The 15,743-nt window shown below is 72.3% G+C and carries 15 protein-coding genes; 4 read left to right on the forward strand and 11 right to left on the reverse strand.

Features of this window, described 5'->3' with window-relative positions:
* The first annotated feature begins 306 nt into the window (after positions 1-306).
* On the forward strand, positions 307-1,920 hold the full coding sequence (locus tag D9599_RS04185) for a hypothetical protein (RefSeq protein WP_198379972.1): 1,614 nt from the start codon (positions 307-309) through the stop codon (positions 1,918-1,920).
* A 218-nt stretch (positions 1,921-2,138) separates the two neighbouring features.
* On the opposite strand, the gene D9599_RS04190 is transcribed toward D9599_RS04185, so the two are convergent.
* From D9599_RS04190 to hemE, 6 genes are all read right to left on the reverse strand, one after another.
* A complete protein-coding gene (locus D9599_RS04190; protein ID WP_198379973.1) occupies positions 2,139-2,900 on the reverse strand; it encodes a serine protease in 762 nt (253 codons plus the stop codon).
* 101 nt (positions 2,901-3,001) lie between these two features.
* Positions 3,002-3,907, reverse strand: a complete 906-nt coding sequence (locus D9599_RS04195) for an oxygenase MpaB family protein (protein ID WP_198379974.1) — start codon at positions 3,905-3,907, stop codon at positions 3,002-3,004.
* Positions 3,908-4,200: 293 nt separating this feature from the next.
* Entirely contained in the window at positions 4,201-4,611 is a 411-nt protein-coding gene (locus D9599_RS04200) for a GFA family protein (protein ID WP_198379975.1), read from the reverse strand.
* On the reverse strand, positions 4,608-5,405 hold the full coding sequence (locus tag D9599_RS04205) for an alpha/beta fold hydrolase (RefSeq protein WP_198379976.1): 798 nt from the start codon (positions 5,403-5,405) through the stop codon (positions 4,608-4,610). The genes D9599_RS04200 and D9599_RS04205 overlap by 4 nt, the downstream gene beginning before the upstream one ends.
* A gap of 10 nt (positions 5,406-5,415) precedes the next feature.
* A complete protein-coding gene (locus D9599_RS04210; protein WP_198379977.1) occupies positions 5,416-6,204 on the reverse strand; it encodes an SDR family oxidoreductase in 789 nt (262 codons plus the stop codon).
* A 342-nt stretch (positions 6,205-6,546) separates the two neighbouring features.
* Positions 6,547-7,596, reverse strand: coding sequence for a uroporphyrinogen decarboxylase (gene hemE / locus D9599_RS04215; protein ID WP_198379978.1), 1,050 nt, complete (start codon positions 7,594-7,596; stop codon positions 6,547-6,549).
* A gap of 334 nt (positions 7,597-7,930) precedes the next feature.
* Here hemE and D9599_RS04220 point away from each other — a divergent pair, with 334 nt between their 5' ends.
* Both D9599_RS04220 and D9599_RS04225 read left to right on the forward strand, forming a co-directional pair.
* Positions 7,931-8,806 carry a pyruvate, water dikinase regulatory protein gene (locus D9599_RS04220; protein ID WP_198379979.1) on the forward strand — a complete coding sequence of 292 codons (876 nt, stop codon included), beginning with the start codon at positions 7,931-7,933 and terminating at the stop codon, positions 8,804-8,806.
* Complete coding sequence (locus D9599_RS04225; protein ID WP_198379980.1) at positions 8,803-9,420, forward strand: Maf family nucleotide pyrophosphatase; 618 nt, start codon at positions 8,803-8,805, stop codon at positions 9,418-9,420. Before D9599_RS04220 ends, D9599_RS04225 begins: the two co-directional genes overlap by 4 nt.
* Before the next feature lie 213 nt (positions 9,421-9,633).
* Here the strand turns inward: D9599_RS04225 and dnaQ are convergent, their stop codons facing one another.
* From dnaQ to D9599_RS04240, 3 genes are all read right to left on the reverse strand, one after another.
* Entirely contained in the window at positions 9,634-10,323 is a 690-nt protein-coding gene (gene dnaQ / locus D9599_RS04230; RefSeq protein WP_198379981.1) for a DNA polymerase III subunit epsilon, read from the reverse strand.
* Between the two features lie 341 nt (positions 10,324-10,664).
* Entirely contained in the window at positions 10,665-11,261 is a 597-nt protein-coding gene (gene coaE / locus D9599_RS04235) for a dephospho-CoA kinase (RefSeq protein WP_198379982.1), read from the reverse strand.
* A gap of 10 nt (positions 11,262-11,271) precedes the next feature.
* Complete coding sequence (locus D9599_RS04240) at positions 11,272-12,132, reverse strand: shikimate dehydrogenase (protein WP_198379983.1); 861 nt, start codon at positions 12,130-12,132, stop codon at positions 11,272-11,274.
* 109 nt (positions 12,133-12,241) lie between these two features.
* Here D9599_RS04240 and gshB point away from each other — a divergent pair, with 109 nt between their 5' ends.
* Positions 12,242-13,189: a glutathione synthase gene (gene gshB / locus D9599_RS04245; RefSeq protein WP_198379984.1), complete on the forward strand. Its 948-nt coding sequence runs from the start codon at positions 12,242-12,244 to the stop codon at positions 13,187-13,189.
* A 43-nt stretch (positions 13,190-13,232) separates the two neighbouring features.
* On the opposite strand, the gene D9599_RS04250 is transcribed toward gshB, so the two are convergent.
* Both D9599_RS04250 and D9599_RS04255 read right to left on the reverse strand, forming a co-directional pair.
* Entirely contained in the window at positions 13,233-14,210 is a 978-nt protein-coding gene (locus D9599_RS04250; RefSeq protein ID WP_198379985.1) for a tripartite tricarboxylate transporter substrate binding protein, read from the reverse strand.
* Between the two features lie 36 nt (positions 14,211-14,246).
* On the reverse strand, positions 14,247-15,710 hold the full coding sequence (locus tag D9599_RS04255; RefSeq protein WP_198379986.1) for an FAD-binding oxidoreductase: 1,464 nt from the start codon (positions 15,708-15,710) through the stop codon (positions 14,247-14,249).
* Positions 15,711-15,743 lie beyond the last annotated feature (33 nt).

Consider the following 15,743-nt stretch of genomic DNA (forward strand, 5'->3'; position numbering starts at 1 on the left):
GCGTAAGACCTTCACGCGTTGCGCAGAGATCTTGCGCTTCGCGTTGAGCGTGTTTGTGACAGAGCATTTGCCGTGCTTATCGGCAGCGCCTTGCATTTCGGCTAACCTATGTTACGCGACCGCGTTGGCATCCGCTTTCCCTTCGGCGGTGCCCCGCGCAAGTTCGCGTGAGAGACGGTGCGGGTGCCGCTTTCACCGTTCTGGCACGCGCCGCGTGAGGTGCCGCCGCGGCTGGTTCCACGCTGCGGCGCGTGCGATATCCCGCGTATGGAAGGCGGCCAGCTGACAGGCGATGGCGCGCGCAGGGTGCCCCCTTCGGCCTCGCCCGCGGCGCCCGCCACCGAAGAGTTCCCGGCACAGGGTCGCGGCGGCGCGGCCCGGCCGGACCTCGACGCACTGCTTGGCAAGGCCGCGCCGGACGGGCTCTCGCTCGCGGTCACGATCTACATGCTCGTGCCGAGCTTCGTGTTCCTCGGCGGCTGGGCCGTGCCGTGGCTCGGTGCCGCCGCCGTTGTGGCGGGGCTGCTGGCGATCGCGCGCCTGCCGGGCTGGCGGGGCGGGTGGCCCCTGCCCGCGGGGCGGACGCTGCTGCTGCTCGCGCTCGGCCTTCTCTGGGCGGGGGCGAGCGGGGCGCACCACCTCGTCTACAGCGCCGCCGACTGGCAGATCCGGGACGCGGTGCTGCACGATCTCTCCACCAGTCCCTGGCCCGTGGTCCACCAGCACGCGGAGAACGGCGAGAGCTGGCTGCTGCGCGCGCCGCTCGGCTACTACATGCCGGCCGGGCTGCTCGGGCGCCTGGCGGGGCTGCGCGCGGCGGAGGCGGCGCTCTGGGCCTGGACCGGCCTCGGGCTCGGCCTGCTGCTGATGCTGCTGCGCTCGGTCGCGCAGCGGGTCGCGCCGGGGCGGCGGGGGGCCTTCGCCCTCCTCGCGGGCCTTTTCATCGTCTTCGGCGGCCTCGACATCCTGCCGAACATGTATCTCGACGGGACCTTCGGCGCCGGGATCTTCGGCAGCTGGGGCCGGGGCGGCGAGTGGTGGCCGCGCTTCTTCCAGTATTCCGGCCATGTCACCGCGCTGCTCTGGGTGCCGAACCACGCGCTGCCGGCCTGGCTGCCGGCGCTGCTGCTGCTGCGCCACGGGTCGAACCCGGCCTTCCTGCGCGGCCTCGGGCCGTTGGTCGTGGGCGCGGCCTTCTGGAGCCCGGTCTCGGCCGTGGGCGCCGCGCTGCTCGGCGGCTTCATGGCGCTGCGCCAGGGCTGGCGCGCGGTGCTCCCGGCCGTCCCCGCCCTGCCGAACCTCGTGGCGCTCGCCCTCGCGGTGCCGGTCTGCCTCTACCTCATCGCGGGGTCGTCGGCGGTGCCGCACGGCTTCCTGCTCACGGTCCATCCCCCGGCGCGCGCCCTCGGCGTCTGGGCGCTGTTCCTCGTGGTGGAGGTGCTGTGCTGGGCGGTGCCGGCCGCCTTCCTTCTCCGCAGCCGCCTGCTGGGCTTCTCCACCGCCATCCTCTGCGTGCTGCCGGGCTATGTCTTCGGGCCGGGCAACGAGATGACGGCGCGAGGCGGCATGGTGCCGCTGGCGGTGCTCGCGGTGGTGGCCGGCACCGCCCTGCTGGCGCCCGCGCCGGACCGTCGCCGGCAATGGGCACGGCGGGTGCTACTGGCCTGCGTCGTGCTCGGCACCGCGGGCTCGGCGATGGAGGGCAGCCTTCTCGTCACCCACCGGCCCTGGGCGGCGAGCACCCACTGCTCCTTCCCCGAGGCCGCGCGGCAATCGGTCTTCGAGGCCTCGACGGACTGGGCCCACTACATCGCGCCCTGGCCGGAACCCAACCTCCAGGCCTGGATGCGCGAACCGGTCCCTCGCCACGTGCCGGCGCCGGGCGTTTCGCCGCCTTGCTGGCCGGGCGGGGGTCCTTAGCGGGCGGCCCCCGTGACTCGAGGGAGGGAGAAGGAATTCTCCCTCCCTGGACCCTCCCTCATCTTTTTCTGTCTGGCTGTCGCGGAGCCTTCCTGTGCGTGTCGTCGCCTTGGGTCCACGACCCAAGGCGCACCGGCCGCCCAGCATCCCGACTTGAAGAAAAAGATGATGGAGGGGGGTCCGGGGGCGGGAGAATTCCTTCTTCCTCCCGCGGATCGTCAGCGCCGGTTGCTCAGCGCCACCCGCGCGATCGAGGCGGTCGGCACAGCCCATCCCCCGGTGACGCCGCCTTCCGCAAGCGACCCGATCCCTGCCACCACCCAGCCGCCGTTGGGCAGCCGCGCGAGGAGGGGGCCGCCACTGGCGCCGACCGTGCCCGCGCAGGAGTGGTGGAGCATGACGTGCCCCGCGGGGTCGCGGGCGTAGCCGGCCACGGCGCAGGCGGCGTCGGCCACCATCTCCTGCTCGCGGTCCGCCTGGTAGCCGCCGAAGGCGAGGGCGGTGCCCGGCAGAAGGTAGCCGGCCTCCAGCGAGAGAGCGAGGGAGGGAGCGGCGATGGGCTGGTCCAGCAGCAGGATGGCCCAATCGGAATCGGGCGGCGCCTTCGGGTCGGGGCGTGGTCCGGGCGCGACGGAGAAGTTGGGCCCGATGACGGCTTGGAGGGCCCGCGCCTGTCCGGTGCCGCCCGTAGGGGAGGCGGCGAGGGTGAAGCGCACCGCACCGGCCGGGACAGGCTGGGTGGTGCGCGGGTCGATGAGGCAGTGCGCGGCGGTGAGGACGGTGTTGGGGCTGACGAGCGCGCCGGTGCAGCGCCCGCCCGCCGCCGTCTCCACCAGGCCGAGGGAGCGCCAGGGCGCGGCGGTCACGTCCACGGCCTCCCGCTTCGAGCCGGGTCCGATACCCGGCAGGGGCGCGGCGCAGGCGGAGAGGGCAGCGGCCAGGAGAAGGGCGGGCGCGAGAGAGGCGGAGGGTCGCGTCATGGGCAGGCTGGGTTCCGGTGCCGCCGCCGCGCCCCGCCATGGGGCCCGGAGCGGGCGGGCTGCCCCAGGAGATGTTGCCGCCGTCCCTTCTTGGCAACGGATCAGCGGCGGTAGAGGTAATCCACGGGCAGGCCGAGACGGAGGCAGGCGCGGGCCCCGGGGCCGTTCCGCAGCACCAGCCGGTCCGCGAGACGCCCCATGGCGCGGAGGAGTGGCCTCTCCCAAGGGCGGAGGCCTTCGGCGAGCAGGGAGAGGCGGCGGCGGTCGGGTTGGGGGAGAAGGTCCACGGCGGCGCGAACCAGCAGGCCCTGCATCGGCCGCAGCGGCGCCGGCAGGACCGGGGCGCGGCGCATGATCCGCAGGAACTCCACGAGGATGGGGGAGGGCTCGAGGCGCGGCCTCGTGGCGTCGAACAACTCGTCCAGAGCGGCGCGCGAGGTCGGCACGCCCTCCGCACCGTAGAGATCCGCCGCCGGGGCCCCTTCGGCCAGCAGTTGGTCGAACTCCTCGCCGGAGAGCGGGCGGACGTAGCGGCTATAGGCCTCGCCGAAGCCGAAGGCGGCGGTGGCCTGCACCCAGCGCAGCAGTTCCGGGTCGTTGGCGTGGTAGGGATCGCCCGAGGGCGTGTGGCCCCGCACCGCCTCATGGGCGCGGACGATGCGGGCGATCATCCGCTCCGCTACGCCCCGCGGGCCGTAGACGGTGACCATGGCGGCAAGCCCGGTGCGCTGGAGGCGGCCGAGCGGGTCCTCGCGAAAGCCCGTGTGCTCCCAGACGCCGGTTCGGACGCGCGGTTCGGCCAGCTCAAGGATGACCGCCGCGACGCCACCGACGAAGAGCGCGACCGGGTTCTTGAAGACCCGCCAGGCGACGGAATCCGCCGCCGCCAGCGCCGGCTCGCCGGGCGGGGCGGCGAAATCGATCGGCGGGGCGCCGGGCGGGTGGAGGAGGGCGGCGGCGGTCGCCTCGATCCAGTGCTGCAAGGGGCGGGGGAGGGTCAGGAGCATGGGTTGGCCGCCTGGATATGGGGCGACCGGGGTATTGGCGCAGGCTTCCGGATGCGCTGGTGGCCTTGGAGAGGGCCCTGCCCTCTCCAAACCTCACCCGCCAAGGGCCTGAGGCCCCTGGACCCCCGCCTGGCTGTCGCGGAACCTTCCTGATCGTTCTGTCGCCTCGGGTCCACGACCCGAGGCGCACCGGCCGCAAAGCCTCCCAAACTCGAAGAAGAAGATGATGGTGAGGGGTCCGGGGAGAGGAAGAATTCCTTCTTCCTCTCCCCGGAGTCACCAGCGACGCCCGATCAGGAAGGCTGCCCCTCGCAGCGCGGCAGCCCCGGGTCGATCAGCCCCCAGGCGGGCGCGGAGCCGGTCCAGATGGTGCTCTCCGGCCGGGCCAGTTCCGGATCGTCCAGCGCCCCCGCTCGCACGAGGAGGAGGTCCGGCGCGTTCGGCGCCTCGGCGAAGAGGGGTGTGCCGCAGCGGGGGCAGAAGCGGCGGCGAACGGGCGTGCCGCTGTCGGCCGCGCTGGTGAACTCGGCCGTCTCGCCGGTGAGGGTGAGGTCGGTGCGGCGAAAGATGGCGCCGACGGAGGCGTTGCCGGAGGAGAGGTACTGGCAGGTACGGCACCAGCAGGCGCGGGCGGCGAGGGGCGGCGCGGCGAGGCTAAAGCGCACGGCGCCGCAGAGGCAGCGGCCCGTGAGGGCGCCGCTCATTCCGCCAGGAAGTCGCGCACCAGCGCCGCCGTTTCGTCGGGGTCGGAGGCGGCGACGTGGTAGGAGTCGTTCTCCAGCACCACGAGGCGGGAGTCCGGGATGCGGCTCTGCCAGGCCCGCACCTCGTCGGCCGAGCCAAGACCGCTGCCGGTGGTGGTGACCACGAGGGCCGGCGCCTGGATGCGCCCGACCTCCGCCGTCACGTCCACGTTTGGGACCATTTGCAGGAAGCCCTCCAGCGTGGAGGCGGCGGTGCCGGACATCAGGTCCTCCCACCACCCGAGCTGGGCGGGGCTCATGCGCGTGCCCATGCGGCCGGCGTTCGAGCCGCGCACCCAGGGGCGCACGCCCTCGGCCGCGATCTGGGCGCGCCAGGCAGGGGTGCGGGTGATCATGTTGGTCAGCGAGGCCGGCCCACCGAGCACGGCCAGCCGCCCCACCACTTCCGGGTGCCGCGCGGCGGTGGCCAGCGCGATGGTGCCGCCGATCTTCCCACCGACGAGATGCGCGCGCTCGATGCCGAGGTGGCGGATCAGCGCGACCACGTCCTCCACCAGGCTGTCGAAGCGCCAGGGATGATCGGCGGGCAGGGCGGGGGAGCGGCCGTAGCCGCGGTTGTCGAGCCGCACCACACGGTGCCGGCGGGCGAGATAGGGCACAAAGGCGCGGAAGGCCTCCCCGCTCTCGGCGAGGCCGTGGAGGAGAATGACAGTGGGCGCCGGTGTCCAGGGATCGGTGAAGTCGTCCACCGTGTAGTGGAGGGTGACGCCGGGGGCGCTCTCGAATTCGGGCATGCTGGAGTCCTCAGATGCAGCGCGTGCCGCCGCCATCCACGTCGATCATCGTTCCCGTGATGTAGCCCGCGCGGTCCGAGCAGAGGAAGGCGACCAGCCCCGCCACCTCCTCCGGCGTGCCGAGGCGGCCGAGGGCGGTGCTCTCCACCGCCGCGCGGTTCTCCGCCTCCGCGCTGCGGCCGGTATCGGCGGCGCCCTGGGTCGTCAGCGCGTCCCAGCGGGGGGTCTGGATGGGCCCGGGGTTCACGCCCGTCACCAGCACGTTGTCCGGTGCGCATTCCTGCGCCAGCGCGTGCGTGAAGGCGAGCAGCGAGGCGTTGACCGAGCTGCCGACGATGTAGTTCGCCCGCGGCTGGTGCCCGGAACGGCCGATAATGTTGATCACCCGCCCCCAGCGCCGTTCGCGCATCGCCGGCGTGAGCGCCCGCGCGCAGCGGGCATAGCCCATGAGCTTGAGGTTGATCGACTTCGCCCAGGTGGCGTCCGCCGTGTCGCCGATGCGCCCCATCGGCGTCGCGCCCGCGTTGTTCACGAGGATATCGACGCCGCCGAGGGCGTTCCTGGCGGCCTCCATCGCCGTCTCCGCGCCTTCCGCGGCCGAGAGGTCGGCGGGGAGGGGGATGACGGTTCCCCCCGTCTCCGCCGAAAGCTCGCGCGCCGCCGCCTCCAGCCGCACCGCGTCGCGCGCCACGATGGCGACGGCCACGCCCTCCGCCGCCAGTTCCCGCGCGATGGCCCGGCCGATGCCGAGGGAACCGCCGGTCACGACGGCACGGCGGCCGCGCAGGGCGAGATCCATGGGCGCTTCCTCTTCCTTACGGGGCGGGAGGCTTCCCGGCGGGGGCGCGGGTGTCAATCAGGGGGCTGTCGGCGCGGGCGGCTCCCGGAGAGGGCGCTGCCCTCTCCAGACCTCACCCGCCAAGGGCCTGAGGCCCTTGGATCCCCATCTGGCTGTCGCGGATACGATGACCAAAGGCCGGGTCCTCCCAGGCGCCTTTCCTGCGCGTGCAGTCGCCTCGGGTCCACGACCCGAGGCGCACCGGCCGCGAAGCCACTCAAATTCGAAGAAAAAGATGATGGTGAGGGGTCCGGGGAGAGGAAGAATTCCTTCTTCCTCTTCCTGGGGCCACCAGCGCCGGCCCTATCCCCGATGCACCCGTTCCACCAGCGCCGCCACATGCTCGATCGGCGTATCCGGCGTGATCCCGTGCCCGAGGTTGAACACGAAGGGCCGCCCGCGCATCGCGTCGAGGATATGGGCCGTGGCCTCCTGCAGCGCCTCCCCGCCGGCGACGAGGGTGCGGGAGTCGAGGTTGCCCTGGAGGGTGACGCCCTCCGGCAGCGGGCCGGTGAGGTCCACCGTCTCGTCCAGCCCGACCGCGTTGACGCCCGCGCGGGCGGCGTAGGCGGGGATGCCGGGGCCGGCAAGGCGGGGGAAGCCGATCAGCGGGAAATCGGGCCCCAGCCGGGCGCGAAGGCGTGCGGTGAGGACGATGGTGGGGTCCAGCACCCAGCGCTCGAAGCCATCGGGCGGGAGGAGGCCGGCCCAGGAGTCGAAGAGCATCAGCGCCTCCGCCCCGGCCTCGGCCTGGGCGACGAGGTAGTGCTCGGCCGCCTCGACGAGGATCTCGAAGAGTGATTCGAGGAAGGCGGGGTCGTCCTCCGCCATCCCGCGCGCGACGGGGAAGCCGTGGCCGCCGCGGCCGTCGATCATGTAGCAGGCGACCGTCCAGGGCGCGCCCGCGAAGCCGATCAGGGCGGTGCCCGTGTGGTCCCGCTCCAGCCCCGCGCGGATGCGGGAGACCGTCTCCATGATCGGGGCCGCGCGGCGGGCGGCGTCCTGCGGGCGAAGGGCGGCGAGTCCGGCGGCGTCGCGCACGGGCTCCAGGATGGGCCCCACCCCGTCATCGCCGCCCTGGCCGTAGCGCAGGCCCTGCCCCATGGCCCAGGGCAGCATCGGCAGGTCCGTGAAGAGGATCGCCGCGTCCATCGGGAAACGGCGCAGCGGCTGGAAGGTGACCTCGGCCGAGAGCTCCGGGTTGAGGCAGAGCTCGAGGAAGCCGCCCGCCTTCTCCTTCGTCGCGCGGTACTCGGGCAGGTAGCGCCCGGCCTGGCGCATCAGCCAGATCGGCGGCGGCCAGACGGCCTCGCCGCTCAGTGCTCTCAGGAAGGGCTTATCCGACGGGTCCATGGCCCCTCTTTCTCTCTAATTAGGATTCTTAGAAAGGATGAGGTGAGGGGTTGATGCCTGTGAGTCCTGTGGACGCAGCGGGCAGCGCATTTCATCCCGAGGGTTTTCCACAGGCTGGAAGGCGCGGCGACTCGGCAATCGGAGGCGAGTCGGTGACTCGCTCCGCATGACTCCGCCCCTTATGGCGCGATTCCATCCCGGGTGGCGTGAGTCGTGACTCACCGCCCCCGTGACTCATGGCGCGCTCCGGGAGGCGGGAATTCATCCCCAGGACTCACCCTCGTGAGTCGCGTCCTCCCCAGCAGGGCCGGGCTTGGGCTAGGTTGCCGCCGACATGCCCCGCACGATCAACCTCCACCTCGTCTCCGACAGCACGGGGGAAACCCTCAACTCGATGTCGCGCGCGACCCTCGCGCGCTTCGAGGACCCGCATGTAATCCAGCACCGCTGGTTCCTCGTGCGCTCCCGCTTTCAGCTCGAGCAGGTGCTGGAAGGCATCCAGGCGGAGCCGGGGCCGGTCTGCTTCACGCTGGCCGACAAGTCGTTGCGCCACAGCCTGGAGGAGTTCTGCAACCGCCTCGGCGTCACCAGCCTCTCGGTGCTCGACCAGACGCTGGACCTCCTGCAGCGCGAGATCGGCGAGGCCGCGAAGGAGAAGCGCGCCGCCCAGCACGTGCTGGACGCCGACTACTTCCGCCGCATCGACGCCATGCACTACGTCCTCGCGCATGACGACGGCCAGGGCACCGCCGGCATCGCGGAGGCCGATGCCTGCCTCGTCGGCGTCTCCCGCAGCAGCAAGACGCCCACCTGCTTCTATCTCGCCAACCGCGGCATCAAGGCGGCCAACGTGCCCATCGTGCCCGGCGCCCCCCTGCCGGTGGAGCTGAACAACCCGCCCTGCCCCGTCATCGGCCTGACGATCGAGGTGAACGCGCTGCTGGAAATCCGCCGCCACCGGCTGAAGCTCATCGGCACCGGCGGCGTGCGGCAGGACGCGACGGACTACGTGGACCCCGAGGCGGTGAAGGCCGAGATTCTCGCCGCCCGCCGCCTCTGCACCGCCCGCGGCTGGCCGGTGATCGACGTGACCCGCCGCAGCATCGAGGAAACCGCCGCGACCGTCCTCCAGCTCATGGAGGCCTGGCACGCGCGCACCGCGCCCCCCGGCACGCCGCACGGCGCCAACCAGGGGCCGCCTGCCCGATGAGTGCCCTTCAGGCCGAAAGCCCCGCGCTGGTCCTCGCCAGCGCCTCCTCCGCCCGCCGCGCCCTGCTGGACGCCGCCGGCCTCCGCTTCGAGGCGGTCGCCGCCGCCGTGGACGAGGCCTCCATCAAGGAGAGCGCGAAGGCCGAGGGCTTCCCCGCCGCCGACGCCGCCCTGATGCTGGCCGAGGCCAAGGCCCGGCGCATCGCCGCCCGCCGGCCGGATGCTCTTGTCATCGGCTGCGACCAGATCCTCACCCTCGGCGACCGCTGGTTCGACAAGCCCGAGAACCCCGCCGGCGCCCGCGCCCATCTCCAGGCCCTGCGCGGCGGAACCCACCAGCTCGTCACCGCCGTCCTGTGCTGGCGCGGCGGCGAACGCATCTGGCACCACGTCGCCACCCCGCGCCTGACCATGCGCCCCTTCTCCGATGCCTTCCTGGACGCCTACCTCTCGCTGGAGGGCGATCGCGTGGCGGAAAGCGTGGGCGCTTACCGCCTGGAAGGACCGGGCGTGCACCTCTTCGACCGCGTGGAAGGCGAGCACGCGGCGATCCTCGGGCTGCCGCTCCTGGCCCTGCTGGGCTTCCTGCGGCAGCACGGGGTTCTGCGCGGGTGACCCTGGGGGAGAGAAGGAATTCTCTCCCCCAGACCCCCACTCATCTTCTTCTTTCTGTTGAAAATACTGGGCGGCCGGTGCGCCTCGGGTCAGTGACCCGAGCCGACTGACTGTTGAGGAAGGTTCCGCGACAGCCAAATGGGGGTCCAGGGACCTCAGGCTCCTGGCGGGTGAGGTCCGGAGAGGGCGGAGCCCTCTCCGGGGCCAACAGCGCTAACCCTCCTCGATCGTCGCCCAGACCGGCTCTTTCAGCTTCGCGACGAAAGCCGCGTGCCGTTCCAGTTCTTCGGCGCTCGGCGTGATGGGCCGCGGGGTCCGGATGGTGGGTCCGCTGGTGGCGATGAGGCCGGAGCGGGCGCCGATGCTGGTCGCCAGTTCCAGGCCTGGCTGCTTGCCGCCCATCAGTTCCAGGTAGACCTGGCCGAGGAGCTGCACGTCGAGCAGCGCGTTGTGGGTCGTGCGCGCCGAGAGGTCGATCCCGAAGCGGCGGCAGAGGGCGTCGAGCGAGTTGGGCAGGCCGGGAAAGCGCTTCTTCGCCATGACCAGCGTATCGACCATGCGGCTGCGGTCGATGCGCGGCGTGTTGCAGCGGTCGAATTCGTGGTCGAGGAAGTTGAAGTCGAAGGGCGCGTTGTGCGCGATGATGGGATCGTCGCCGAGGAAGTCGAGGAGTTCCGGCAGGATCTCGGCGAAGAGCGGCTTGTCGGCCAGCATGGCGGCGGTAAAGCTGTGCACCTTCGTCGCCTCCGGCGGCACGTCGCGCTCGGGGTTGATGAGGCGGTGGAAGGAGCGGCCGGTGGGCATGAGGTTCACGACCTCGATCGCCGCCACTTCCAGCACGCGGTCGCCGGTGGCGGGGTCGAGGCCGGTGGTCTCGGTGTCGAGGATGAGGGCGCGGGTCATGGGCGGAGTTTAGGGGAGTTGGGGCGGCGGCCGAAGGGGCTTCTCCCGGCCGCCGCCGCAGCTCCGCCCGTCAGGGCTCCCCTGGGGAACCCTGGGCAGGCGGGAGGCCGGTCGGATCAGTCGCGGCCGGTCACGGGAACGCGGATCGGGGCGTGGTCCAGGGCCACCCGCGCCGCGACATTGGCCGCCGTCAGGCCGGCCAGGACGATGAGGAACATGGTCGTAAGCACTATCTTAATCCCTTGTTTTCCCTCAGCAGAGGGTGACAGGGAGATGGTGATGGAGGGGCCGCTGGGCCAATGGCGCCGGCGCATGGCTGGCCACTGCCGGGCGCTTGCTCCTCAGCCTTGATCCGCCAGCAGCCGCCGCATGCTCCGCTGCGCGTGGTGGCGCGAGAGCCCGGTCTGGATGAGGTGGTCGGCCCGGCGACGGCGGAGGCTGTCCGGCACCTGACGGGCGAGGATGGCGCGCAGCCGCTCCTCCGTCATGCCGCGGCGGCGGAGCACGCGGGCGCGCTGGATGGCCGGCGGCGCGGTGACGACGATCACGGCATCGGCCCGCCGCTCGCCGCCCGTCTCGAAGAGCAGCGGCACGTCGAGCACGGCCAGGCGCACCCCGCGGCGACGCGCGCGGGCGAGGAAGCGATGCTCCTCGCGGCGCACCAGCGGGTGGACGATCGCCTCCAGCCGCCGCAGCGCCGCGGGGTCGCTCAGCACCACGCGGCGCAGCGCCTCGCGGTCTACCATCGGGCCGCGCGGCGTGGGGCGGGTGGTGCCGGGAAAGGCGGCGCCGATGGGGCGCACGGCGGCCCCACCCGGACCTTGCAGCCGGTGCACGGCGGCGTCCGCGTCGAAGACGGGGATGCGATGGCGCCGCAGCGTGGCGGTGGCGGTGGACTTGCCCATGCCGATGCCGCCGGTCAGCGCCCAGATTTTCATGTGCCGGTCTTCATGTGCGCGGGATGTCCGAGGCGACGAAGTCGCGCAACTCGGCGTCTACCGAGGGCATGGTGCCGAACCAGGCTTCGAAGCCGCGGCGGCCCTGGTGCAGCAGCATTCCCAGCCCGTCCACCGCCACCAGCCCGCGCGCCCGGGCGGCGGCGAGAAGCGGCGTTTCCAGCGGCACGTAGACGAGGTCCGCCACCACCGCGCCCGCCGGCAGGGGCGAGAGGTCCAGCACCAGCGGCGGCTGGCCCTGCATTCCCTGGCTCGTCGTGTTCACCAGCAGCGCCGCGTCCTCCAGCGGCGGCTGGTCCGCCACCTCGACCACCGCGCCGTGCTCCGAAAGCTCGCGCGCCAGAGCCTCCGCGCGGGCGCGGCCGCGGTTGACCAATGTCAGTCGAGGGCAGCTGGCGGAGAGCAGGGTATGCGCCACCGCCCGCGCCCCGCCCCCGGCGCCGAGGATCACCGCCGGCCCGGCCTCTGCCCGCCAGCCTGGCGCTGCCTCCCGCAGATTCTGCAGGAAGCCCCAGCCGTCGGTGTTCCAGCCCTCGATGCGCCCGTCCTCGCGGAACACCAGGGTGTTCACCGCCCCGATCCGCCGCGCGTCCTCCTCCAGCACGTCGCAGACCGCCATGGCCGTGCCCTTGTGCGGCAGGGTGACGTTGGCGCCGGCGAAGCCGAGCGCCGGCAGGGCGCGCAACGCCGCCTCGAAGCGGGCGGGCTCCACCGGCAGGGGCACATAGGCCCCGTCGATCCCGTGGCGGGCCAGCCAGAAGCCGTGCAGCCGCGGCGAGCGCGAATGCGACACGGGATGGCCGAGGATGCCGGCCAGCCGCGTCTTGCCGGTGAGGGTGCGAAGGGGCTCCATCCCCCTGACATAGCGGGCGCGCCGCGCGCTGTCAGGGCGGTCCCCCCCTCTGGCGCCCTCGCGCGCGGGATGCGACCAAGGCGCCCCAAGCGATCGAGGAACAGGACCCATGGCCAAGACCCTGCGGGTGGCGGTGCAGATGGACCCGATGGAGAGCATCGGGATCGAGGGCGACAGCACCTTCGCCCTCATGCTGGAGGCGCAGGCGCGCGGCCACGCCCTCTGGCACTACCACGTGCGCGACCTCGCGCTGGCCGGCGGCCGCGTGACCGCCTGGGCGCACCCGGTCGAGGTCCGGCGGGAGAAGGGCAACCACTTCACCTTCGGCCCGGAGGTGGAGCTCGACCTCGGCCGCGACGCCGACGTGGTGCTGATGCGCCAGGACCCGCCCTTCGACATGGCCTACATCACCGCCACCCACATCCTCGAGCACATCCACCCGAAGGTGCTGGTGGTGAACGACCCCGCCAGCGTGCGGAACGCGCCCGAGAAGCTCTTCGTCACCCATTTCCCGGACCTCATGCCGGAAACCCTGGTGACGGCCGACCGCCGCCTCATCGCGCGCTTCCGCGAGAAGCACGGCGACATCATCGTGAAGCCTCTCTTCGGCAACGGCGGCGCCGGGGTGTTTCACATGAAACCCGACGATTCCAACCTCAACTCGCTGATCGAGATGTTCACCGAGCGCTCGCGCGAGCCGCTGGTCATCCAGAAATACGTGCCCGCCGTCCGCCAGGGCGACAAGCGCATCATCCTCGTGGACGGCGAGGCCATGGGCGCCATCAACCGCGTGCCCGCGGAGGGCGAGGCGCGCTCGAACATGCATGTCGGCGGGAAGGCCGTGCAAACGACGCTCACCGACCGCGAGCGCGAGATCTGCGCCGCCATCGGCCCGGAGCTGAAGGCGCGCGGCATGATCTTCGTCGGCATCGACGTGATCGGCGGCTACCTCACCGAGATCAACGTCACCTCACCGACCGGCCTGCAGGAAATCGCGCGCTTCGACGGCGTGCACCTGGAACGCGCGATCTGGGACTGCATCGAGGCGAAGCGCTGACGCGCCTCTCCGGCGCCCGGGGAACCTGGCGCCGGAGCGCGGCTCAGTCGGCGGAGGCGCCGGACTTCTCGATCGTCTCGCGCCACATTGGCCGCTCGCGCGCGGCGCGGGCGGTGGCGTCGGCGGCGGTGGTCCAGACCGGCTTGGCGCCCACGCGGGCGAAGCGCTCCCGCTGCGCGGCGTCGTCCACCGTTGCCTTGAGCGCGGCGTTCAGCCGCTCCACCACGCTGTCGGGCGTCGCGGCCGGGGCGACGAAGCCGCCCCAGACGGTGACGACGAAGTTCTCGATCCCCGCCTCGGCCATGGTGGGGATGGCGGGCAGGGTGGGCCAGCGCTCGGCGCTGGTGACGGCCAGGGCGCGGATCTGCCCGGCCTCCACCAGCGCCTGGTAGGAGGCGACGCCGTCGATCGCAAAATCGATGTCCCCGCTCAGCAGCGCCGGCTGGATCTGCGACGCGCCGCGATAGGGCACGTGCACCGCCTCGATCCCCAGGCGGGAGAACAGCATCGCGGAGGACAGGTGCGTGGTGGTGCCGACGCCGGTGGAGCCGTAGGTGATGCCCCCGCGCCGGGACTTCGCCCAGGCGATGAACTCCTGCAGCGTCGTCGACGGCACCTTGTTCGGCGCCACCACCGCGATGTTCGGGAACTCCCAGCCGAGCGCGATCGGCCGCAGGTCGCGCTCGATGTCGTAGGGCACGGACTTGTAGAGGTACTGGTTGATCGAGAAGTTGGACACCGTGCCGGCGCCGATCGTGTAGCCGTCCGGCGCCGCCTTCGCCACGGCGTCGATGCCGATGTTCCCGCTGGCACCCGGGCGGTTCTCGATGACGACCGGCTGGCCCAGCGTCTGCCCCATGTGATCAGCGTAGATGCGCGCGATCACGTCGGTCGCGCCGCCCGGCGGATAGGGCACGATCATGCGGACGGGCCGCAGGGGCCAGTTGCCTCCCTGCGCACGGAGGACGGAGGGCAGGACGGCGGAGCCGAGGGCGGTTCCGAGCAGCAGGCGGCGGTTCACGGCGTTTCCTCTGGAGGTGTCGTTAGGGAGCGGAGATCAGGCCTCGGGAGGAAGGACCTTGCCGGGGTTCATGATTCCACCGGGATCGAGAAGCGCCTTGACGCCGCGCATGAGCGCGATCTCGCCGGGATCGGTCACGCGCCCCAGCCGGCCGCGGTTGCTCAGGCCGATGCCGTGCTCGGCGCTGATGACGCCGCCCAGCGCGGCGGTCTCGTCATCCACCACCGCGTTGATCCGCGCCACCATCGGCGCGGCGGCGGTCGTATCCGGGAACTGCCGGGCGTCCAGGATGGCGAGGACGTGGATGTTGCCGTCGCCGATATGGCCGTGCATCACGATGCGCGCCTCCGGCGCGACCTCGGCGATGCGCCGCTCCACGTTGCGGGCGAAGAGCGCCTGGTTCTCCAGCGGCACCACGCTGTCATGGCTCACGACATAGCCCGCGCGCTTGCTCCCCTCGGAGACGGAATGGCGGATCTTCCACAGCGCCGCGGCCTGGGCGCTGCTCTCGGCGAGGACGGCATCCACCACCAGCCCCTCCTCAAGAGCGGCGCCCAGCGCCTCCTCCAGCGGGGTGCGGAGGTCCGTGCCGGCCAGCGTGTCCGTCAGCTCGATCAGCAGGTACCAGGGGGCGTCGAGCGGGAAGGGAATGGCCACGTCCGGCACGTGCTCGGCGATGACGGCGATCTGCCCGCGCGACATGGCTTCCAGGCTCGCAAGCCGGTCGCCCACCGTGCCGCGCAGCCGGCCCATCAGGGTCAGCGCCGCCTCGATCTCCGGCAGGGCCACCATGGCCAGCGCCGAGACGCGCGGGCGGGGGAACAGCTTGAGCGAGGCAGCCGTGATGATGCCGAGCGTTCCCTCCGCCCCGATGAAAAGCTGCTTCAGGTCGTAGCCGGAGGAGTTCTTGCGCAGGCCCTGCAGCCGGTTCAGCACCGTGCCGTCCGGCAGCACCACCTCCAGCCCCAGCACCAGCTCCCGCGTGTTGCCGTAGCGCAGCACGGCCGTGCCGCCGGCGTTGGTGGCGATATTGCCGCCAATCTGGCAGCTCCCCTCCGCGCCGAGCGAGAGGGGGAAGAGCCGGTCCACGCCCTCGGCCGCCTCCTGGATCGTCTGCAGGATGCAGCCGGCCTCCACCGTGACCGAGTTTGCGAGGGCGGAGAGGGCGCGGATCCGGTTCAGCCGGTCCAGCCGCAGCACCACACTGCGCCCGGAGGCGTCGGGCGTCGCGGCCCCGCACATGCCGGTGTTCCCGCCCTGCGGCACGACGGCGACGCCGTGGCGGGCGCAGAGGCGCACCACGTCGGCGACCTCGGCCGTGCTGGCCGGCTTCACCACCGCCGCGGCTCGCCCGTGGTAGCGGCCGCGCCAGTCCACCACATAGGGTTCCTGGTCCTCGTCCGCCGCCGTCACGTACTGGCGGCCGAGCAGCGCGGCCAGCTCGTCCACCAGCCCGGCCTCCCCGGCCGGCGTGGCACTTCCCGTGGCGGTCAGGCTCATGGCGTCGGCGGGCTCCATCCTGCGGGCCCGGAA

It is taken from the genome of Roseomonas sp. KE2513, from assembly GCF_016107305.1.
GTDB lineage: Bacteria > Pseudomonadota > Alphaproteobacteria > Acetobacterales > Acetobacteraceae > Roseomonas.